This window comes from Magnetovibrio sp. (assembly GCF_036568125.1).
Taxonomy (GTDB): Bacteria; Pseudomonadota; Alphaproteobacteria; order Rhodospirillales; family Magnetovibrionaceae; genus Magnetovibrio.
Genome location: NZ_DATCTF010000015.1, coordinates 226099 through 246853, shown reverse-complemented (window position 1 = coordinate 246853; position 20755 = coordinate 226099). Strand labels below are relative to the sequence as shown.

Genomic DNA, 20755 nt, shown 5'->3' with positions numbered 1-20755 from the left:
CTTACATGTTGGTGGGTGATTGGCGTGCGCCAGTGTGCCACAATGCGGCACGTTTCATTGTGGAGTGTTCCTCTGATGTCCGCGACCCCGACCATACGCATCGAAGACCCGTTTGCCGAACAACCTGAAATCCAACCCAGTTTTGCGCTGTTCAATTACGGCTTTCGCCCGTTCTTTTTGTTGGCGGGGCTGTTTGGCGTCGTCAGCGTGCCCCTATGGGTCGGGCTTTATAGCGCCCATATCGACTTGAATTTGTTGGCGGCGCCTTATTTGTGGCACGGCCACGAAATGCTGTTTGGCTATACCGCCGCGGCAATCGCGGGTTTCTTTCTCACCGTGGTGCCGAACTGGACCAAGGTCAAGGCGCGCAAGGGCAACATTTTGATCGCATTGAGCGCCTTATGGCTGCTTGGTCGAGTGGCGTTTTGGGCCCAGGGCTATCTTCCCTACAGCTTGGTGATCGTTGCCGACATGTTGTTCTTGGTCGGTTTCACGGCGTTGGTGTTGCGGCCCTTGCTCGACCCTCAACATCGACGCCAGTTCGTATTCGTGCCGATCTTGGTGGCGTTGATCGCCGCCAACGCGATGACGCACCTTGGCATTGTCGGTTTCGATGGGTTGGGCGTGGACTGGGGCGCACATGGACTGACCCTTGGGCTCGACGCCATCATCGTGCTGATTGCGGTGATGGGGGGACGGGTGACGCCGAGTTTCACCTCGAGCTTTTTGGGCCACGGCGATCCCAACATCAAAGTGCGTCAGAACGCGCAACTGGATCGTCTGGTGATGAATGCGACGTGGGGTATGCTGGTGATCAATCAATTGGCGCCGGACCATCCGGTGGCGGGCGGGGTGACCTTGTTCGTGGCGGCGCTGCACGCGGCGCGCCTGTCGGGGTGGCAGGGCTGGCGCACGTTGTCCAATCCGATTTTGTGGGTGCTGCATCTGGGTTATGTGTGGTTGATCGTGGGCTTGGCGTTGCGCGGGCTGAGCGGGTTCGACCTGTTGGCGGCACCTGACGCCCTGCACGCCCTGACCATCGGCGCCGTGGGCACGTTCACCATGGGCGTGATGACGCGTGCCTCTCTGGGCCATACGGGCCGGGTGATCAAGGCCGCGCCGATGATCGTGGCGGCCTATGTGCTGATCTCGGTCGCAACGGTGACACGCTTGGCGGCAGCCGTGTGGCCGGAATATGCGGTGGAGTTGGTGATGGTGTCCGGGGTGGCGTGGACGGTGGCGTTTGCTGCGTTTGTCGTCATCTATGCGCCGATCCTGATGCGTCCGCGTATCGACGGCCGTCCCGGATGAGGGGCGGGGTGAAGGGTGTTTCGAACAGATGAGCTTTTACCGATCCCTGCCGAATGACCGGCCCAAATCGTGGTTCGAAGAATTTCGCGCCGAGGTGATCAGCGACCATCGCCAACTGATCGCATGCCGGACCGCGCGACAAGATCGCGGCGATTGGTCGTTCGATCATGCCGTCAAACGGACCAAGGCGTTTTATGAAGAACGCTTGAACGGTTACCACAAGGTCGATTCCATTTCGTCCGCGCAACTGGCAGAGCTGCTGGCATTGGTGGCCGCCATGGGCACGGCTGATTTTCCTGAGCAATAGCCGAATTGGCATGTCATGAATCGTACATGGAGCGCGTGTAGGTTTGTTGAAGCCAGTGGATCTGACACTGAGGCGAAGACAGGAGAGCGCAGATGGTCAACGTTCGCGATGTGCCCATAGACTATGAAGATCTGCCCACGGATCTGCGCCAAGCGGTTGATTATTGGCGGGGATTGAAAGGGGACCGGATTGCGCCGAAATGGCGCGAGGTCGATATGCTGCAACTGCCCTTGCAACTTGTTCCGACGACAGTGGTGGTTGACTGCTTCGAGGACGATAAAGGCCCCAATTTCCGATATCGCTTTTACGGTTCGGGGCTACGCTCGGTACACAACGTCGAATTGACGGGCAAAACGCCTGACGATGTGCCTGTTTCGACGTTGTCGCGATCCATCAAAGATGAATTTCTCCGCGTTGAAAAAAATAAAATACCGTTGTTTTCCGCCTACGGCACCGACACCCACAACGGCTTCGGCGCGTTCTTGAACGTCGTGCGGTTGCCGTTATCCGATGATGGCGCGCGGGTTACAAATATATTGGCGGTGATCAGCTATCGACAGCACGATATGGCGTTGGCGGACATGTTTGACCTGATGCGTGCGAACGACGTCATGATTACGCCTGTCTGATCGCCGACGTCAGAGGCTTAGAGATCCAGCAGCTTTTTGATTTTGCCGCACAAGACGTCAAAGTTGATCGGTTTATCGACGAAACCGTCGCATCCCATCTGGTGCATGTCGTCGCGCATTTGCGTCCCTCCGACTGCAGACAGGGCGATGACCGGAACCTTTGAGGTTTCAGGCGCGCCGCGCAAGGCCTGTAGCACACGGGTGCCATCCATCACCGGCATGTTGATGTCGAGGATGATTAAATCTGGGTGTGACCGTCCAGCTTGACCGATGCCGTCTTGGCCGTTTACGGCATGCGTAACGGTGTGTCCCGCATCTTCCATGTGGATGGTCAGCAGATCGCGGATAGCCGGGTCGTCATCAATGACCAGAATGTTTGCCATATGATTTTCTCGTAATGTTTGGATTTGTTACCAAGATTGTCATACCTATAGATAGGTGATCTGGGTGTTGGATTAAAGTAGGGATGGAGAAGTTAAAGTGATCAACGGCGAACGGCGTGGCCCAAACGCCCTGTTTCACGGCGATGTCAGCCTCACCAAAGCGTTCTGGTTGTGGGGCGCGCTTGGTGGTGGTGGCCAAATCGCCCTGTTTTCTGCCTTGCTTCTGGCGTTGCCCGACGCTCCCAGCAACCATATCGGTTGGGCGCTGTTGGGCTGGATCGGCTTTCTATACCTCTATTTCACCATCGTGTTTGTCGGCATCTGGCGTTCGGCGGGACGGGTTTTGACCTTGGCGGAAGGCAAGTCGTTCGCCGTGGCCGCGCGGGTGATGGTGGGGCTTGGCGTCGTGCTGAGCGTTTCGATCACGGTGCAGGTGCTGTTCATGGGGGGCTCCCCCCACTAATGGGCAACAGCCATGGCGTCAGCGCGTCGGCTGTGCTAAATGTTGATTCTCACCCTTCAAGTATGACGAGAACGCTATGAGAACCACCGAAATCGCCCGTGTGCAGGAATATCTGCGCAAAGCCTTCAGCAACAACCGCATCGCCGTGCCGCCGCCCATGAAGGCCGATGCGCCGATCGAGGTCTATATCGGCGATGAATTCATCGGCGTGTTGCATCGTGACGAAGACGAGGGTGAAGTTTCGTATTCCTTCGTCATGAGCATTTTGGAAATGGATCTTCCGCCGCTGCCGGAACTGTAAGTTCACCCAGCGCGGGAGAGACTTGCGAGTCTGCGCCATGATCTGCGTGACTGACACCATTATTTTGTCCGACGACGAGATCGAAGAGCGTTTCATCCGCGCCCCTGGTCCTGGCGGCCAAAACGTCAACAAAGTCGAAACCGCCGTTCAGCTGCGCTTTAACGCCGCGCAATCGCCGGCTTTGAGTGAGGCGGTGTTTCGCCGACTTAAAGTTTTGGCGGGGCGGCGCATGACCCAAGACGGCGTGATCGTGATTTCGGCGCGGCGCTTTCGCAATCGCGAACGAAATCGCGCCGACGCGCTGGAAAGGCTTGTGACATTGATCCGGGAGGCCGCTCAACCGCCCAAGCCACGCCGCGCAACGCGGCCGACCATGGCTGCCAAGCAGCGCCGATTGGAAGGCAAACAAAAGCGCGCCGACGTGAAGAAAACCCGCGCCCGGGTCCGCGTGCGCGATACGGATTAAGCCGTCAGGATTTTTTCGAGCCGCCTTTTTTGCCGCTGGCGGTGCCGGTCGCCGCGGCCATCGAATCCCAAAACATTTTCTGAAACTGATCCAGTCCCGGCATCGCGGTTGCTGCGGTGCCCGGCATCCACATCTTCATCAGGTTTTCCATGTCCATGGACGCCATACCGTCTTTCATCCGTTTTTGCATTTCATCCATCATCGCAGTTTGTAGCGGCTGGACATCGGGCAGCCCGAAAAAGGTTCGTGCTTCTTCGGGGGTGCATTCAACGTTGATGGTGACCTTCATGATGATTTCCTCAGTTCGAACGGGACTCCATGTCCCGATAGCCTAGGGGAGGCAGGGGCAATGCGCAATGCGGCGATGTGGCTTGTTGCCTTTCTTTTGCCCCGACCTCGTCGTAAGCTGATGAAAATGACAACAGCAAGGCCTGTATCAGATGTCTCGTTTACTTAAAGGCGCTTTCGTATGCGCATCTTCCGCCCTCGCCATTGTGGTTTTTGCAGGCGCAGTTCAGGCGGCGGACTTGGTTTCCTACCGCGCGGTCTACGATGTGCGTCTGGCGGATGCCAAACGCGGCTCGAACGTCTCAGCCGCCAGCGGTCAAATCGCTTATGGCGTCAAGCAAACCTGCGATGGATGGCTGGTCAACCAAACCGGCACCATGTACCTGCAAACCGCGACCGGTGATGTCGTGCCGCAGGGCTTGAACTTTTCATCGTGGGAATCCGTCGACGGAACCCGCTACCGTTTCTCCGTCATGGGTGACGAAACCGATAGCGACATCATTTTGGGCGCGGCGAGCATGTCGAAGACACCAAACGGCGGCGAGGCTCAGTTTTCCAAACCCGAGCCCGCGACCTTCGCCTTACCGGCGGGTACCTTGTTCCCGATGGAACACACGGTCCACATTCTCGATCAAGCCGCCCTCGGCAAGTCGCAATTTGAAAATTCGGTGTTCGAAGGCACCGACGTCGAAGGCGAGAAGCTTTTGGTGAGCTTCGTCAGCCCTTTGTCAGCACGCGCGCAAACCATGGCGGCGCGTTTCAAGGATGCAGCCTTGACGCATCCGGGGTGGAATTTTCGCTTGGCGTACTTCGATCCCGCGAGCCAGACCGGCGAGCCGCTTTATGAAATCGAGGCCGATTACCTCGATAACGGAATTCCCGTGCGCTGGATGTTGGATTACGGTGATTTCACCGTCGAAATGGGCATGACCAAGGTGGAAATTCTGCCCAAACCCGACTGCTGAACGCACGAGATCGTGGATCAAAAAAACGGCGCGGACCGCAAGGGACCGCGCCGTTTTCATTTGGATGGCAGCGATTAATTGGTCGCCTTACCGCGCGCCGCATCGACCATCTTCTTCATCGATGCAAGCGGGATCGCACCGGGTGCGATATTGTCGCCAATGATAAACGCCGGCGTTCCGGTGATGCCCAAGGCCTGAGCCTGAGCATGGGTGGCATTGACTGTTTTGCCGATTTCGGGGTCGTTCATCTGTTCGGCCAAGGCTTGCGTGTCGATACCGGCGTCCTTGGCCAGTTCCATCACCTTGTCGTTGCTGAGCGCGCCTTTGCTGGTCATCAAGGCGGTGTGAAGGGCGGGGTATTTATCACGTTGATGTAGCCATACGGCCAGTGCCGCGCGTGATGCGTAGACGCTGTCGTCGCCCAGAATGGGGAACTCTTTGAGCACATAACGGATGTTGCCGTCTTCTTTGATCAATGTCTGCACGTCGTCGAAAACGCGTTTGCAAAACCCGCAGCGATAATCGAAGAATTCCACCATCGTGACGTCGCCATTAGGATTGCCCATGACCGGATCGTTGGGACTGGCGGTCAGGTCGGCCGACATCGCCTGCATGGCGATGCGCTGTTTTTCAGCGGCAGCGGCTTCATCGCGGCGTTGCAATTCGTTGATCGCCTCGACGATGACTTCCGGATTTTTCAGAAGATAGGCGCGCACCACCTGTTCGACTTCCGTTTTTTGTGCCGCACTGAGTGTATCGGCATGGGCAGCGCCAAGCGGCGCGCCGATCGCCATGGCGGTGGCGATGATGAAGGTCCTGACAAAGGACATGTAAGTCTCCCTATGAAGATTGCGCCCCACGTGCAGGGCCATTGCGTTATGGGTAGAGAACGATCGTGGCTTCAATGTGTCAATAAAATTCCCGATATCCGACCGCGAACCGGCATGCTTGTCGGGGCCGAGGCCAAACCGATAAAGGCGATGCGGGTATACGTGCGATCGTCGTTCGGCCATGCCTTGGCGTAAAGCTCCGACAGGTCGATATGTTCCAGCCACCATTTTCGGGTGTTTTCACGCCCGCCGCGCACGGTATAGATCGGCGCCACGTAGGGTTTGTCGGCAGGTGGCAGACTCAGTGATCCGCGGCGCAGCGCGGTGTCGCCCCACACCAGCGCCAAAGCGCGATCATGAGGCGGCAGCCCCAAACCTTGAGAGGCGCGTTCGACGTTGGGGGCGGCGGCCCCGCCGTGAAATCCGACGATCAGACGTATGGGGTGGATGCCTTCGCCGTGGTTGCTGAGATGCCAGTTCCAACTGAGAAACGGGGTCGCCAGCATCATTGCGTCCACTTGGCGCACCGCAATGATGCGTTCCAGCCCGCTCTTGAGTTCCAGGGCGGGCACGCCATCGCGCATCACAGTTGAGAGAGACGATGAAGATTGCGCGCTGCCGCCGCCGGATATGATCCAATCCGCAGGGGGTGCGTCGAGGCTGAAGTTGCGCAACGATCCCATCACCGTCAAGCGGCCTTCGGGGCTGGGTTGATCGGGGACCACGGCGATTTTGGTGGGTGTCGCGCAGGCGGCGAGGCCGAGGCCAAGCGCGCTGAGAATGAGCAGATTGAAAACACCAGACGGCCTCATGACGTCACTTCTTCGCTGCGGCGCGTCGGGCCATGGCGACTTTGATGGCTTCTTCCAGGTCTTGGGCCTGAAGGTGTTCGCGTGATCCGGTTTTCAAAAGAGAAACCGCGCGTCCGGCATGATACTGGGCGTTGGCGAGCTGACCGGTACGGTATTCCGATTCCGCCAGCGCCAGAGAACTCAAGCCCATCTCGCCCTTGCGCCCATAAGCAATGCCCAATTGCCGCCACGAAAAGGCGTTGGCCGCACCGAGATGGTGGGCGATGGATAGATGCTCGATCGATTGATCGATAAGCTCGGGGGTGCCGACCTCCAACTCCACGCGGGCCAGTTCCATGATGATCAGCGGTTCGTCGGGTAACAGTTCATAGGATTTACGGTATGCTTCCAGCGCTTCTTGGGGACGAGCGTGTTCGAACAGCATCTGCCCCTTGAGTTCCAGCAAGAACGGATTGCGCGGCATTTCGTGGATCAGTTCGTCCAAGAGCGGCAGGGCGGTCTTGAGGTCGGGTTTGCGGTAATGGGCGATCACACGTGCGTAGCGGGCGGCAAAACTTTGATCCGTCTCGGGATATTTGCGCATCGTTTGGATGAACGGATTGATGAACGCAAAGAGTTTCGCCACCATAATGGCGTGGGCTTCGACGTCCTCATTGGACGGTGGTTTGTCCGAATAGGGTGATGTGGCGATATAGGCGCGCAAGGTGTCGATGCGTTCGCGGCTCAGCGGATGGGTCTGGGCATAGGGGTCTTGCAGGCGCGGGTTGAGAATTTCTTGATCGCCCAACTGGCTGAGGAAGCCTTCCAGGCCCCGAGCGGAACGCTCGGTTTCCTCCAAAAGCCGCATTGCAGCTTGGTCGGCAGCGGATTCTTGAGTTTGCGAATACTTCATGAAAATCCGTTGGCCGGCGGATTGGCTGCCCATAATCACCGCCTGACCGACGTCCGACCGGCCGCTGCCGACCGCCGCCGCCACGCCGAGCAGGGTGCCGATCAACTGCACCATCGACGCGCCTTCGATGGCGTTACGGGTGCGGCTTAGGTGGCCGCCTTCGATGTGGCCGGTTTCGTGAGCGATGACGCCGATCAACGCGTTGGGATCCTTGCTGGCCAGCAACAGGCCGGTGTGGATGAAGATGTTGCGTCCACCCGCGACGAACGCATTGAGGGTGGAGTCTTGAATAAGACGGATATTGACGCTTTTGGGGTCCAGCCCGGCGGCGACGAACAGTGGTGTCGAATAGGCTCGGATGATACCTTCGATCTCGGCATCGCGAATGATGGTTTGACCCCCTTGCGCAAAGGCGGTCGAATTGGGCATCATCCAGGCCAACGCCACGATTAAGGCGACCGAACATAAACGCCGCATTGGGGAATGAAAGCGATCGACGCGCTGCACCCCTTGAGACACCGCCTTTCGGCGGAACAAGATAACAAAGGACACCGGGGTGAGCAGTCGCTTCAACACATTCAAGACCATTTTTAAAATCTCTGAGACCGTTCGTACGAACCTGTCTTTCTGGCAGCCTAAGACCCGCAGCCTGACCCGTCAATTGAGTGTCGCGGCGCTGGCGCTTGGTGTGGCGGCCTGCGGCTCCAATGAAAAGCAGTTGCAGAAAGGCTCAGTCGGATTTGTATCAGGCTTTTTAGGCGGAGTTGTGGCAGACGAACCGCGCGCCGCGCTGGTCGGGCGGGACATTCTGTCGTCCGGCGGCACGGCGGCGGATGCGGTGTCGGCGATGTACTTCACCATGGCGGTGACCTTGCCGTCGCGTGCCGGGCTGGGCGGCGGCGGCATGTGCGTGGCTTTCGACCGCGCCAGCGGCGTGACCGAGGTTCTCGATTTCACCGCCACAGGCCCAAAAGCGATTCCCGCCGGGGCAGACCGGCCGAGCGCCGTCCCCGCGAACCCGCGCGGCTTCTTTGCTTTGCAAGCGCGCCACGGCCGGTTGTTGTGGCGTCAAGTCATCACCCCCGCGGAAAATTTCGCCCGCTTTGGCCATCCCACGTCGCGTGCGTTTGCGCGCGATTTGGCCGCCATCGGTCCGGCGGTGTTGGCCGATCCGGGTGCGCAGGCCATGTATGCGTCCAGAACGGGTTCGGGCGTTGCCGTTGAAGGCGAAAAAATCGAACAACTGGATCTGGCTGGAACCCTGGGCATGTTGCGTGCGCGGGGGGTAGGGCCGTTTTACACCGGGCCGTTCGCCACCCATTTCGTCGAAAGCACCCAACGTGCAGGTGGCTCATTGACCATCGAAGAACTGCGAGATTTCCGCCCCGAATGGCGTAAAACGGTGCGCGTTAAGGTCGGCAATGAAGTCGCCCACTTCGCCCCGCCGCCAGCCGTAGCCTCCAGCCAAGCGGCGGTGATGCTGGCGATGTTGATCGAACAGGGCCAGTTCGATGGCGGCGACGAGGGCACACGCGCCCATCTGTTGGCGGAAATCGGCGCGCATGCGTTCGCGGATCGCGAAACCTGGATTACCGCCAAAGACGTTGGGGCGCTGGCGGAATCTGGACGGATCGCGGCGCTGAGTGGCAAGGTTCAAGCGGACCGCAAAACGCCTTTGGCAAACTTGAGTCCGCGTCCGGTCAACCGTCACGAAAGCCCGGCGGCGACCTCGTTCGTGGCTGCGGATGCGCAAGGCAATGCGGTGGCGTGCTCGGTGAGCATGAACGCCAGCTTCGGCACCGGACGCGTCGTTGCGGGCACCGGCGTGTTGTTGGCCGCGGCTCCCGATGACAGCGGGCGTGGGCCGACCGGTTTGGCGCCAATGTTGCTGATCAATGAACCGACCAAGGAATTTCGTATGGCCGCAGCAGCCAGCGGTGGCGTCGTTGCACCGGGTGCGCTGGCTGGTGTGGTCGCACGCATCGCTGAAGCGGGCCAAACCGCCAAAGAGGCGGTCAATGCGCCGCGCGTGCACAACGGCGGTGACCCCGATGTGACCTATATCGAACCGACCTTGGATCCGGCCGCGCAAAGCCGTTTGGCGACGGCGGGGCACAATTTGTCGCAAATCCCGTCGCTCGGCCAAGTGAACGTGCTGTATTGTCCCGACGGGCTGCCGACCCAACCGTTGACGTGCCAGATGGCGACCGATCCGCGTGGCGCGGGGCTCGCCGCCGGGTCGATGCTGTAAAGCGGAGCAAGACGATGACCCTGAAAGCCGCCAAGCGCGGTGCGATCTCGCCGTTCATCGTGATGGACGTGATGCGTGCCGCCAACGCGCGCGAAGCTCAAGGCGAAGACATCTTGCATATGGAGGTCGGCCAACCGTCCACCGCCGCTCCGTCGAAGGTTCTGCAAGCCGCCCGCGATGCTTTGGACCGTGAACTCTTGGGCTACACCGACGCGTTCGGCGTGCCGCCCCTGAAAGACCGCATCGCGGCGCAATACCGCAACACGTATGGAGTAGATGTCGATCCAGCGCGCATCGCCGTGACCACCGGATCAAGCGGCGGATTTTTGTTGGCTTTTTTGTCTGCGTTCGATGCCGGCGACCGGGTGGCGCTGGCGAGCCCCGGCTATCCGGCGTATCGCAACATCTTGACCGCGCTCGATATCGAAGTGGTGGACATCCTCACCGGGCCTGACACGGATTTTCAGCCAACCCCGGATCTGCTCGACCAAGTGGACGGACGCTTGGACGGTCTCATCATCGCCTCGCCATCCAATCCCACAGGCACCATGATCGACCGTGATGGATTGCAGGCCTTGGCGGCGTATTGCCGCGCACGCGGCATGCGGGTGGTGTCGGACGAAATTTATCACGGCATTACCTTCGAAGAACCGGCCCACACCATGGCCGAGTTCGATGACGAGTGCTTCGTCGTCAACAGCTTTTCGAAATACTATTCGATGACAGGCTGGCGACTGGGTTGGCTGGTGTTTCCCGAAAGCTTGGCGCGCTCGGTCGAATGCTTGGCGCAAAACCTGTTTATATCTGCGCCGACCTTGTCGCAGATGGCGGCGATCAGCGCGTTCGATTGCCAAGCCGAACTCGACGCCAACGTGGCGCGCTACAAGGCCAACCGCGACCTGTTGCTGGATGAGTTGCCCAAGGCCGGCTTCGACAAGCTCAGCCATGCCCAAGGGGCCTTCTACGTCTACGCTGACGTCGCACACCTGACCGATGACAGCCAAGCCTTTTGCCAGCAGATTTTGGCCCAAACCGGCGTCGCGGTGACCCCCGGGGTCGATTTCGACCCGCAACGCGGCCACCAGTTCGTCAGGTTCTCGTTCGCCGGCAGCACCGAAGACATGGCCGAAGCGGCGAAACGGCTGAAAGTGTTTCGCCAAACCCTTTGAGCCAGCCATCGAGTATATAAATCGAGCATATAAAAAGGCGCGGACCCAGGTCCGCGCCTTTTTGTTTTCGGAAAGGTGGAAGGCGTTAGCCGCCGAGGTTCCACCAGCCTTTGCGTTTGGGTTTCTCAGCCACTTCGCCGACCACCACGGTTTCCACGCCGGGGACCGGCGCGGGGGCCAAGGGCTCTGCTGCTGCAGATTCTTCGGCGGCAGGTTCTTCAGCGGCGGGTTCCGCGACAGCGGGTTCCGGGGCTGTGACCTGCGGTTCGGTTTCGGCAGCGACTTCGGTCTCAGCTTCAGCTTCGACAACAGTTTCGGCCTCGACTGCCGGCTCGGGCTTTTTGCGGGCGCGCGAACGGCGTTTGGGTTTGTCCGTGTCATCTTCCGCCTGGGCGTCCGCTTGAACGTCGTCTGCGACGGCTTCGGTTGCATCATCGGCGACTGCGGTGTCCGCAGCGGCTTCGGCTGCGGCGGGCTTGCGGCGCGAACGACGACGGCGCTTGGGCTTTTCTTCGCCGCCTTCGGAAACTTCGCCCTCAACGGCATCACTCACAGTTTCGTCGGCAGCGATGGCCACGTCCTCAGCGGTTTCGTCGTTGCTGTTGGCGGGTTCGCCCGTCTCTGCACCAGCGGGTTTGCGGCGACGGCGGGAACGGCGGCGTTTGGGACGTTCTTCACCGCTGGCCATGGCTGCGGTCTCAAGGTTGTCTTCGTCCGCGCCGGAAACGGTTTCACTGTCGCCAGCCTCGTCCGTTGTGTCACCGGGTTCGGCACCTTCAGCGGCCTCAGTGGCGGCATCGATGGATTTGCGACGGCGACGACCACCGCGACGCGAACGGCGGCGGCGTTTGCTTTTGCCTTCTTCGCCGGTCTCGGCGGTTTCAGCGGTTTCGACCGTTTCTTCGTCGCCGGCCTCGATTTCGTCTTCGGCGGCGTCGGCGGCGTCGTATTGGGTATCCAGTCCGTCCATGTCGTCGCGTTTGCGGCCACGGCGTCGGCGTTTGCGTTTGCGTCCGGCGTCCTCAGCCACATCGGGGCGCACGTTGGCAACCATTTCGGAGATGGTTTCGCCGTTCTGATTCTTGGTGCGTTCCAAGCGCAGGTCAGGCGGGACCAGCGAATCGTCGTTGGTCAGCATCACCTGCATGCCGTATTTGGCTTCCAGTTCGGCCAAGGCATCGCGTTTGTGGTTGAGAATGTACAGCGCCACCGAAGTCGGCACGTGCACGGTCAGTTCCGCGGCGCGGCGATTGGCGCCTTCCTCGTCGATGGCGCGCAGCACCACCAGCGCGGTGCTTTCGGTGGAACGGCGAATGCCGGTGCCGCCGCAGTGCGGGCAGGGCTCGGACGAGGTTTCGATCAGGCTGGGGCGCAGGCGCTGGCGCGACATTTCCAGCAAGCCGAACGGGCTGATGCGGCCCACCTGGATGCGCGCGCGGTCATGCTTGAGCGCTTCTTTCATGCGCCGTTCGACCTGGGAATTGTTGCGGTTGACGTCCATGTCGATGAAATCGATGACCACCAGACCGGCCAAATCGCGCAGGCGCAGCTGGCGCGCGACTTCGTCGGCGGCTTCGAGGTTGGTCTTGACCGCCGTTTCCTCGATGTTGCGTTCCTTGGTGGAGCGGCCCGAGTTGACGTCGATGGAAACCAACGCCTCGGTCGGGTTGATCACCAGATAGCCGCCGGACGGCAAGTGCACGACCGGGTTGTGGATCGCATCCAACTGATTTTCGACTCCGGCGCTGCGAAACAGCGGTGCGGAGGTTTCTTTGTACAGCTTGACCCGGCGCGCGTGGCTGGGGATCAGCAGCTTCATGAATTCCTTGGCGGCACGATAGGCTTCTTCGCCTTCGACCTGGATGTCTTCGATGTCGCGCGAATACAGATCGCGGATCGAGCGGCGCACGATGTCGCCTTCTTCGTGCACCAGCGTCGGCGCGGTCGATTGCAGCGTCAAATCGCGCACGTTGTTCCACAGACGGATCAGGTATTCGAAATCGCGCTTGATTTCGGCCTTGGTGCGGCCGATGCCTGCCGTGCGCAGGATCACGGCCATGCCGTGGGGCACGTCGAGGCTCGACAAGATCGCTTTCAGCGACTTACGGTCGGCGGAGTTGGTGATTTTGCGCGAAATGCCGCCCCCGCGCGCGGTGTTGGGCATCAGCACGCAATACCGTCCGGCCAACGACATATAGGTGGTCAACGCCGCGCCCTTGTTGCCACGTTCTTCCTTGACGACCTGGATCAGCAACACCTGACGGCGTTTGATGACCTCTTGGATCTTGTATTGCTTGGCGCTGGGTTGGCGACGGTGATGGGTTTCGCCGACCTCGTCGGTTTCGTCCCCGCCCACGGTTTCGACGGAGCCGCCGTTGCCGTTTTCAGGTTCGATGTCGAGCTCGCCGTTTTCAGCGTTCTCACCCGGATCGACGTCTTCGCCATGATCGTCTTCATCGCCAGCTGGTGTGGCGTCGGCATCGACGTGTTCGGGCGCGTCCTCATGGACGGCTTCTTCGGCGGCGTGATGAGCCTCGGCCTCTTCGCGGTCGGCAACCGGAATTTGATAATAGTCGGGATGTATTTCACTAAAGGCCAGGAATCCGTGGCGGTTTCCACCATAATCGACAAAAGCCGCTTGGAGCGACGGCTCCACACGGACGACTTTAGCGAGATAGATGTTACCCTTTAATTGCCTTCTGGAAGATACCTCTACGTCGAAATCTTCAAGCTGATTTCCGTCCACGAGCGCGACCCGGGTCTCTTCCGGGTGGGTCGCATCGATAAGCATGCGTTTGGTCATTTAAATTGGAACTCCAATGGCGCCCATTAGCGCGCACGCCGAGGGCAGAGCCTGAGCGTGAGGGATTGGTGGGCGCGCTATTTTGATTGCCGCCAGGCGCGCATGCAAACACGTCCACCGTCGTCGAGACGGCAGGGAACAGTGTCATTGCGGCTTGCGCGCTGCTGGCAAGCATAGGGTTGAAACCTTCAATCAATAGCAAGCGCAGTCCTGCGGGGGTATTCCTGATAACCAAGGGAAATCGGCGTAACGTTGACAGAGCGTCAATGCACACAGGGGCCCTTTGGCGGAACCTCTTGGCGGCGAGGATTAGTAGGGAATGGCCGCCTTCCGCTTTCCGCGCTTGCGGAAAACTTTCGAAAACCGGATACATAACGGGAATTAACCCATTTATTTCCAGTCGGGGTTAAGATAACGGTAGTAAATTGATTAGACAATCATCTTATTGATTTATATTGCCGTCCAATAACGACGATCATAGGCGTTTGGGCGGGTTCAGTTTGCCCAAACGCCTAAGCGCGCACCGAGAATGACCATCGTCGCCGAGAAAATCAAACGGGAGCCGATCAAACCGATGAGCCTTCGCGCACGGATAAACGGGCCAAAACGGTGGCTGTTGACGGGCTTTGCGTTGATTGCATCGGTCTTGGCGGTGGCCAACGTCTTGGCGCCTGAGCCCGTGAACGCGGCGCAGCTTCCGACCATGCCTGCCTCGGCACAGGTGTCGGACGTGCGCATCGGCCAGCACGGCGAACGCACGCGGATCGTCTTGGATGTCGACCGTTCCTTGAAATTCGAGGTTTTTACCCTGCCCGACCCTTACCGCGTGGTGGTCAACCTGCCGGAAGTCGATTGGAAGTTCGACAATCAACACATGGCCGAAAACAAGGGCTTGCTGAGCCGCATGCGCTACGGCCTGTTTTCGCCCGGCACGTCTCGCATGGTGCTGGACGTCAAAGCGCCGGTGAACGTGCAAAACAGCTTCATGCTCAAGCCCGTCAACGGCGGTCCGTGGCGATTTGTGTTGGATTTGGCGCCGACGACCGAGACCGAATTCCTCGAGGCGCTGGCCGCGCAGCGCGCCAAGGCGCGCAAAAGTCTCGACGAATTGGTCGCCAAGGTGACGCCTGACAGCCCGCCCGCGATCGTCTTGCCCGCCGTGACGCCGCCCGCGCCGCAAACGACAGCCGCGCTGCTGCCGCCGCGCAAGCCTTCGATTCCCGGCAAGCGCATCATCGCCGTCGATGCCGGTCATGGCGGCGTCGACCCCGGCACCATCGGCATCGGCAAGACCTATGAAAAGAACGTCACGCTGGCGCTGGCGCGCGATTTACGCAAGGCCTTGGAAGCCACCGGGCGCTACAAAGTGGTGCTGACGCGCGATCGCGATATCTTTTTACGGTTGCGCGACCGGGTTCAAGTGGCCCGCGATGCTGGGGCGGAACTGTTCATTTCGATTCACGCCGACTCGGTGCCCAACCGCAAAACGCGAGGACTTTCCGTTTACACTTTGTCCGAAAACGCTTCGGATAAAGAAGCCGCGAAGCTGGCGGCCAAGGAAAACAAGGCCGATCTGATCGCCGGGATCGACCTGTCCACCGAAAGCCGGGAGGTCACCAATATCTTGTTGGACCTGGCCCAACGCGAAACCATGAACCAGTCCGCGCGGTTTGCTCAGGAACTGGTCGGCGAGCTGCGCCGCGAGGTCAAGTTGCTGCCCAACACACACCGGTTCGCGGGCTTTGCGGTGTTGAAGGCGCCGGATATGCCTTCCGTACTGGTCGAAGCGGGTTTCTTGTCCAATCGTCAGGATGAGCGCAATTTGCTCAACCGCGAGTACCGGCGCAAAATGGCCGAAGCCATGGTCAAGGGCATCGATCGTCACTTCACCGGCACGCAAGAAGCGCGCTCGCACTAATTTTTCTCGTTATTTTTGATGAACTTCCGCCTTTCGCCTTGCCGGAAGGGCGCATTGATCATCATATGGAAGCCATATTATCGGCGTATTGAGTAACAGACCGGGTTCACTTAAGTTTTGGGCACAATGAAGCGCTTGTTAAAAATCGTGTTGGTTCTGTTCGGCTTGGTCCTGTTCGGCGGTTTCGCGGCGGCAGGGGCGGGTGTGTACGTGTTTTGGCATTTCGGCAAGGGATTGCCCGATTACCAGCAACTGGCGCACTACGAACCGGCGGTGATGACCCGTGTGCACGCGGGTGATGGGCGCTTGCTGGCGGAATACGCCACCGAAAAACGCGTATTCGTGCCGATCCGCGCCATGCCCCGGCGCATCATCCATGCGGTTTTGGCGGCTGAAGACAAGCATTTCTACACCCATCCGGGTATCGATCCGTTAGGCTTGGCCCGTGCGGTGTTGACCAACATTAAAAATTACGGATCGGGGCGGCGTCCGGTGGGGGCGTCGACGATCACCCAGCAGGTGGCGAAAAATTTCCTGCTTACCAACGAAGTGTCCTATTCGCGCAAGATCAAGGAAGCGATCTTGGCGTTTCGCATCGAGCGGGCATTTACCAAGGACCGCATTTTGGAGCTGTATCTGAACGAGGTCTATCTCGGTTCGGGCTCATACGGCGTCGCGGCGGCGGCGTTGAACTATTTCAACAAATCGCTCGATGAATTGACCATCGCCGAAAGCGCTTACCTCGCGGCACTGCTTAAAGCGCCCAGCAATTACCATCCGGTGCGCAAAAAAGCCGCAGCCCTTGAACGGCGTGACTGGGTCATCGGGCGCATGGCGGAGGACGGCTACATCACCCCGGCCGAAGCACGCATCGCACAGGCCGACGATCTGGTGGTCGAAAACCGGGCTGAAGCTGAATTCGTGACCGCCAACTATTTCGCAGAAGAAGTGCGCCGCGAACTGTACGACCAATATGGCGAGCAGGCGCTCTACACCGGCGGTTTGAGCGTCCACACCACCTTGGATCCGCGCTTGCAGGAGATCGCGGAGCGCACCTTGCGCGACGGTTTGATCGCCTACGATCGCCGTCATGGCTGGCGCGGTCCCATCGCGCGTATCGAAGATGCGGCCGTGTTCGCGGTGACGCTTGAGACCATGGAGCCTCCCAAGGGCATGGGGGCGTGGCAGCTTGCGGTGGTTACGGGGTTGGATGCACAACAGGCTTTCATCATCGTTCAAGGTGTCGGGCCTGCGGTCGTGCCTTTGCGTGAGCTGAAATGGGCGCGCAAATGGATCAAGGGCGAGTATCTGGACAAGGTGGTGCACGCTCCCGCCGATGTTCTGGCCGTGGGCGATGTGGTCGCGGTGGAGCGGGTCAGCGGCTACACCTCTGGTCAAGGCAAGGAAGAGAAAACCGTCGCATATCCCGAAGGCACTTATGCACTGCGCCAAATTCCCGAAATTCAAGGCGCCATCGTGGCGCTCGACCCACATTCGGGACGGGTGTTGGCGATGTCGGGCGGGTTCGACTATGACGCCAGCGAATACAATCGCGCCACCCAAGCCAAGCGCCAGCCGGGTTCGGCGTTCAAGCCGTTTGTCTATCTGGCGGCATTGGATTCGGGGTTCACGCCCTCGACATTGATTCTCGATGCACCGTTCGTCATCGACCAGGGGCCGGGTCTGCCGAAATGGCGTCCCGCCAACTACACCAAGAAATTTTATGGCCCTTCGACGATGCGGTTGGGCATCGAAAAGTCGCGCAACCTGATGACCGTGCGCTTGGCGCAGACCGTGGGTATGGAGAAAGTCTCCGAATATGCCAGGCGTTTTGGCATTATCGATGATTTACCCGAACAGCTGTCCATGGCGTTGGGCGCGGGTGAAACGACGTTGCTCGACCTGACGGCGGCGTATGCGATGCTGGTCAACGGTGGCAAGGAAATCGCGCCGACCTTTATCGACCGCATTCAAGACCGCAACGGCCACACCGTCTACCGCCACGACAAACGCCCCTGTGTGGGCTGTGAAGCCATGGCGTGGACCAATCAGCCGGTGCCTGTGGTGCCTGACGAGCGTAAGCAACTGACCGATCCCACCAGCGCCTATCAGATGGTATCGATGCTCGAAGGCACCGTGCAACGCGGCACCGGCCGGCGGGTCAAGGAGGTCGGCAAGCCGCTTGGCGGCAAGACCGGTACCACCAACGACGCCCGTGACGCGTGGTTCATCGGCTTTTCGCCCGATTTGACGGTGGGCGTGTTTACCGGGTTTGACGAACCGCGATCCTTGGGACCGCGCGAGCAGGGGGCGTCGGTGGCGTCGCCGATTTTTCGCGATTTCATGAAAGAAGCGTTGGAAGGCCAACCCCCGGTGCCGTTCCGCCTGCCATCGGGCATCCATCTGGTTCGCGTCAATGCCACCACCGGCTTGCCGGCACATAGCGGTGACAAGGGCATCATCTTGGAAGCGTTTAAACCCGGTACCGTTCCCCGCGACACCAGCCAAGTGTTGGGTGGCGAAGGCGTCAGCGCAAACGACGGCGAAGCGCCCGCTGCGGGAACGGGCGGGCTGTATTGATGCTTGACCCGCTGACATTACTGGTTGCGTTGGTCGTCACCCATTTTATCGGCACAATCATTTTGATCATTGTCTGGCAATTCAACAGATCTCTGCCCGGCGTGGGGTGGTGGTCCGTGGGACGCGTTTGTGTTTTGATCGGCTTGATCGTGTTTTCGTTTCGTCAAATCAGTCCCCTGACGCCATCGGTACTGCTGGGCAATGCGCTTTTGTTCGTCGGAATGTTCTTCGTGTGGCGGGGTAATCTTGCCTTCATGGAACGTGCGACCCCTCGGCTTACGCCATTCGCCCTGTTTTTCGGTGTGGTCATGGCGGGGATGATCTATTGGACGATGGTCGAGTCCAATTTTGCGGCGCGGATAGCGCTTTCCTCGTTGGTCATTTTGGCATTCGACTGGTTGTCCATGCGGGCGTTGTGGCCGCGCAAGGACGAAGAAGTTTATTTTTTCGGCAAACTGATGGCGATCACCTTCGCCTTGAGTGGCGTCCTGCAGGTTGCGCGCATGGGTATTTCTCTGTGGGGGCGCAGTGGCGAGTCGTTGTTGGAGCCGTCCTTTGCCATTCAGGTGACATTGGTGGGTGGGCTCGCCATGTCGATGGCATCGGCGATGGCTTTCATGGCGATGATCATGGAGCATTTGAAGAAGGACCTCAAACGGCAAGCCGAACGCGACCCCTTGACCGGCGTCTACAATCGGCGCGCTTTCGATACCGTCGCCGGGCATGTTATGGCGCGCGGACGGCGCACTGGCCACGCGGTGTCTTTGGTGATTTTGGATTTGGATCACTTTAAGGCTGTCAACGATTCTCATGGTCATGTCGCGGGGGACATGGTGCTCAAACGGGTCGCCGATCTGGTGCAAGGGGTCTTGCGCGCCCAAGACGTTCTGGTGCGACTGGGCGGCGAGGAATTCGCGATGATGCTGCCCGCCACGACCGTGACCGAGGCCAGCCACGTTGCCGAACGCATTCGCAAGGCGGTTGAGGCGGAAGTTTTTCAGATCGGCGAGAGCGCCTTGCGCGTTACGACCAGCTTGGGCGTCATGTCCGTTGCGGCCATGAACGAAGAGCACCACATCGACGATTTGATCCGCCAAGCCGACATGGCACTGTACCGGGCCAAGGATGAGGGCCGCAATCGGGTGTGCGTGGCCACGTAAGTGAAGGGGCGTTGTAATCGGGAAACGCGGCTTGTGTCGGTCGCGGCTTTTGGTTACAAACCTCGCACCGATCCAATTACAACAAGGACCGCCGCCCCATGCGCGCCGAGATCGAAGCCGTTACTCAAGACCTCAAGCAGTCGCTGGAACTGCTGAGGAGGCATCTTTGACTACGACCAAGCTGTTTTACGCCTGGAAGAACTGAACGCGCTGGCCGAAGCCCCCGACTTGTGGAACGACGCCGCCAAGGCCCAGGCCTTGATGAAAGAGCGCACCAAGCTTGACGGGTTGATCAAGGAAATCGACGATCTTGTCGCCGAACTGGCCGACAATCTCGAACTGATCGAGATGGGCGAGATGGAAGGCGACGACGACATCATCAAGGAGGCCGAAACCGCCCTGATTGATGCGCGCGACCGCGCTGCCAAGGCCGAGTTGAAGACCTTGCTGTCGGGTGAAGCCGACGCCAACAACTGTTATTTCGAAGTCCATGCCGGCGCGGGCGGTACCGAAGCCCAGGACTGGGCGGAAATGCTGACACGCATGTATGTGCGCTGGGCCGAGCAGCACGGTTACAAAACCGAGTGGCTGGAAGAAAGCCCGGGCGAAGAAGCGGGCATTAAATCGTGCACCATTAAAATCACAGGCGAGAACGCGTACGGTTGGATGAAGACCGAAAGCGGTGTGCACCGCCTGGTGCGCATTTCGCCCTACGATTCCAGCGCACGTCGCCACACCAGCTTTACTTCGGTATGGGTCTATCCGGAAATCGATGACGACATCGAGGTCCATTACGAAGACAAAGACCTGCGTGTCGACACCTACCGCGCATCCGGTGCAGGCGGTCAGCACATCAACAAAACCGACAGCGCCGTGCGCATCACGCACATTCCCACCGGCATCGTGGTGCAGTGTCAGAACGATCGTTCACAACACAAGAACCGTGCGGCGGCATATAAGATGCTGAATGCGCGCCTGTATGAGGCCGAGCTGCAAAAGCGCGAGGAAGCTTCTCAGGCCGAACACGACGCCAAGACCGATATCGGTTGGGGACACCAGATCCGCTCTTACGTGTTGCAGCCCTACCAGATGGTCAAGGATTTGCGCACCGGGGTGGAAACGTCCAACACTTCTGCGGTTTTGGACGGCGATCTCGATCAGTTCATGGAAGCGGCCTTGGCGCACCGGGTCAAGGGCGGCGACGCGGCGGTCGAAGACATCGACTGA

Annotated in this window: 19 protein-coding genes; 13 read left to right on the top strand and 6 right to left on the bottom strand. The window is 59.5% G+C overall.

Annotated elements, in window-relative coordinates; all coding sequences use genetic code 11:
* The first annotated feature begins 75 nt into the window (after window positions 1–75).
* The 3 genes from VIN96_RS13855 (at window position 76) to VIN96_RS13845 (ending at window position 2247) form a co-directional block, all read left to right on the top strand.
* Entirely contained in the window at window positions 76–1311 is a 1236-nt protein-coding gene (locus VIN96_RS13855) for an NnrS family protein (protein ID WP_331896888.1), read from the top strand.
* Between the two features lie 28 nt (window positions 1312–1339).
* Complete coding sequence (locus VIN96_RS13850; RefSeq protein WP_331896886.1) at window positions 1340–1618, top strand: hypothetical protein; 279 nt, start codon at window positions 1340–1342, stop codon at window positions 1616–1618.
* Between the two features lie 92 nt (window positions 1619–1710).
* Window positions 1711–2247: a hypothetical protein gene (locus VIN96_RS13845; RefSeq protein WP_331896884.1), complete on the top strand. Its 537-nt coding sequence runs from the start codon at window positions 1711–1713 to the stop codon at window positions 2245–2247.
* Window positions 2248–2264: 17 nt separating this feature from the next.
* Here VIN96_RS13845 and VIN96_RS13840 read toward each other — a convergent pair whose 3' ends face one another.
* Entirely contained in the window at window positions 2265–2630 is a 366-nt protein-coding gene (locus tag VIN96_RS13840) for a response regulator transcription factor (protein WP_331896883.1), read from the bottom strand.
* A gap of 97 nt (window positions 2631–2727) precedes the next feature.
* Between VIN96_RS13840 and VIN96_RS13835 the strand changes: the two genes are divergently transcribed.
* From VIN96_RS13835 to arfB, 3 genes are all read left to right on the top strand, one after another.
* Window positions 2728–3093, top strand: a complete 366-nt coding sequence (locus VIN96_RS13835) for a hypothetical protein (RefSeq protein ID WP_331896881.1) — start codon at window positions 2728–2730, stop codon at window positions 3091–3093.
* 76 nt (window positions 3094–3169) lie between these two features.
* Entirely contained in the window at window positions 3170–3394 is a 225-nt protein-coding gene (locus VIN96_RS13830; RefSeq protein WP_331896879.1) for a DUF3126 family protein, read from the top strand.
* A gap of 37 nt (window positions 3395–3431) precedes the next feature.
* Entirely contained in the window at window positions 3432–3860 is a 429-nt protein-coding gene (gene arfB / locus VIN96_RS13825; protein ID WP_331896878.1) for an alternative ribosome rescue aminoacyl-tRNA hydrolase ArfB, read from the top strand.
* Window positions 3861–3864: 4 nt separating this feature from the next.
* On the opposite strand, the gene VIN96_RS13820 is transcribed toward arfB, so the two are convergent.
* Entirely contained in the window at window positions 3865–4149 is a 285-nt protein-coding gene (locus VIN96_RS13820) for a DUF6489 family protein (protein ID WP_331896877.1), read from the bottom strand.
* A 151-nt stretch (window positions 4150–4300) separates the two neighbouring features.
* Here VIN96_RS13820 and VIN96_RS13815 point away from each other — a divergent pair, with 151 nt between their 5' ends.
* Window positions 4301–5113, top strand: a complete 813-nt coding sequence (locus VIN96_RS13815; protein WP_331896876.1) for an EipB family protein — start codon at window positions 4301–4303, stop codon at window positions 5111–5113.
* A gap of 74 nt (window positions 5114–5187) precedes the next feature.
* Here the strand turns inward: VIN96_RS13815 and VIN96_RS13810 are convergent, their stop codons facing one another.
* The 3 genes from VIN96_RS13810 to VIN96_RS13800 form a co-directional block, all read right to left on the bottom strand.
* On the bottom strand, window positions 5188–5943 hold the full coding sequence (locus tag VIN96_RS13810) for a DsbA family protein (protein ID WP_331896874.1): 756 nt from the start codon (window positions 5941–5943) through the stop codon (window positions 5188–5190).
* 71 nt (window positions 5944–6014) lie between these two features.
* A complete protein-coding gene (locus VIN96_RS13805; protein ID WP_331896872.1) occupies window positions 6015–6755 on the bottom strand; it encodes a hypothetical protein in 741 nt (246 codons plus the stop codon).
* Window positions 6756–6759: 4 nt separating this feature from the next.
* Window positions 6760–8235 (bottom strand): M48 family metalloprotease, encoded by a 1476-nt coding sequence (locus VIN96_RS13800; protein ID WP_331896870.1) that lies wholly within the window; start codon window positions 8233–8235, stop codon window positions 6760–6762.
* Between VIN96_RS13800 and VIN96_RS13795 the strand changes: the two genes are divergently transcribed.
* A complete protein-coding gene (locus VIN96_RS13795) occupies window positions 8204–9898 on the top strand; it encodes a gamma-glutamyltransferase (RefSeq protein WP_331896868.1) in 1695 nt (564 codons plus the stop codon). The two genes, VIN96_RS13800 and VIN96_RS13795, sit on opposite strands and share 32 nt — an antisense overlap.
* A gap of 14 nt (window positions 9899–9912) precedes the next feature.
* Entirely contained in the window at window positions 9913–11067 is a 1155-nt protein-coding gene (locus VIN96_RS13790; protein WP_331896866.1) for a pyridoxal phosphate-dependent aminotransferase, read from the top strand.
* A gap of 85 nt (window positions 11068–11152) precedes the next feature.
* Here VIN96_RS13790 and VIN96_RS13785 read toward each other — a convergent pair whose 3' ends face one another.
* Window positions 11153–13870, bottom strand: coding sequence for a ribonuclease E/G (locus tag VIN96_RS13785; RefSeq protein ID WP_331896864.1), 2718 nt, complete (start codon window positions 13868–13870; stop codon window positions 11153–11155).
* Window positions 13871–14399: 529 nt separating this feature from the next.
* Between VIN96_RS13785 and VIN96_RS13780 the strand changes: the two genes are divergently transcribed.
* The 4 genes from VIN96_RS13780 (at window position 14400) to prfB (ending at window position 20755) form a co-directional block, all read left to right on the top strand.
* Window positions 14400–15788, top strand: a complete 1389-nt coding sequence (locus VIN96_RS13780) for an N-acetylmuramoyl-L-alanine amidase (protein ID WP_331896862.1) — start codon at window positions 14400–14402, stop codon at window positions 15786–15788.
* 126 nt (window positions 15789–15914) lie between these two features.
* Window positions 15915–18368: a penicillin-binding protein 1A gene (locus VIN96_RS13775; RefSeq protein WP_331896860.1), complete on the top strand. Its 2454-nt coding sequence runs from the start codon at window positions 15915–15917 to the stop codon at window positions 18366–18368.
* Window positions 18368–19528 (top strand): GGDEF domain-containing protein, encoded by a 1161-nt coding sequence (locus VIN96_RS13770; protein ID WP_331896859.1) that lies wholly within the window; start codon window positions 18368–18370, stop codon window positions 19526–19528. Before VIN96_RS13775 ends, VIN96_RS13770 begins: the two co-directional genes overlap by 1 nt.
* Window positions 19529–19626: 98 nt before the next feature.
* A protein-coding gene (gene prfB, locus VIN96_RS13765) for a peptide chain release factor 2 (RefSeq protein WP_331896857.1) occupies window positions 19627–20755 on the top strand; the annotation gives its coding sequence in 2 pieces (ribosomal slippage) (window positions 19627–19695 and window positions 19697–20755; 1128 coding nt in all).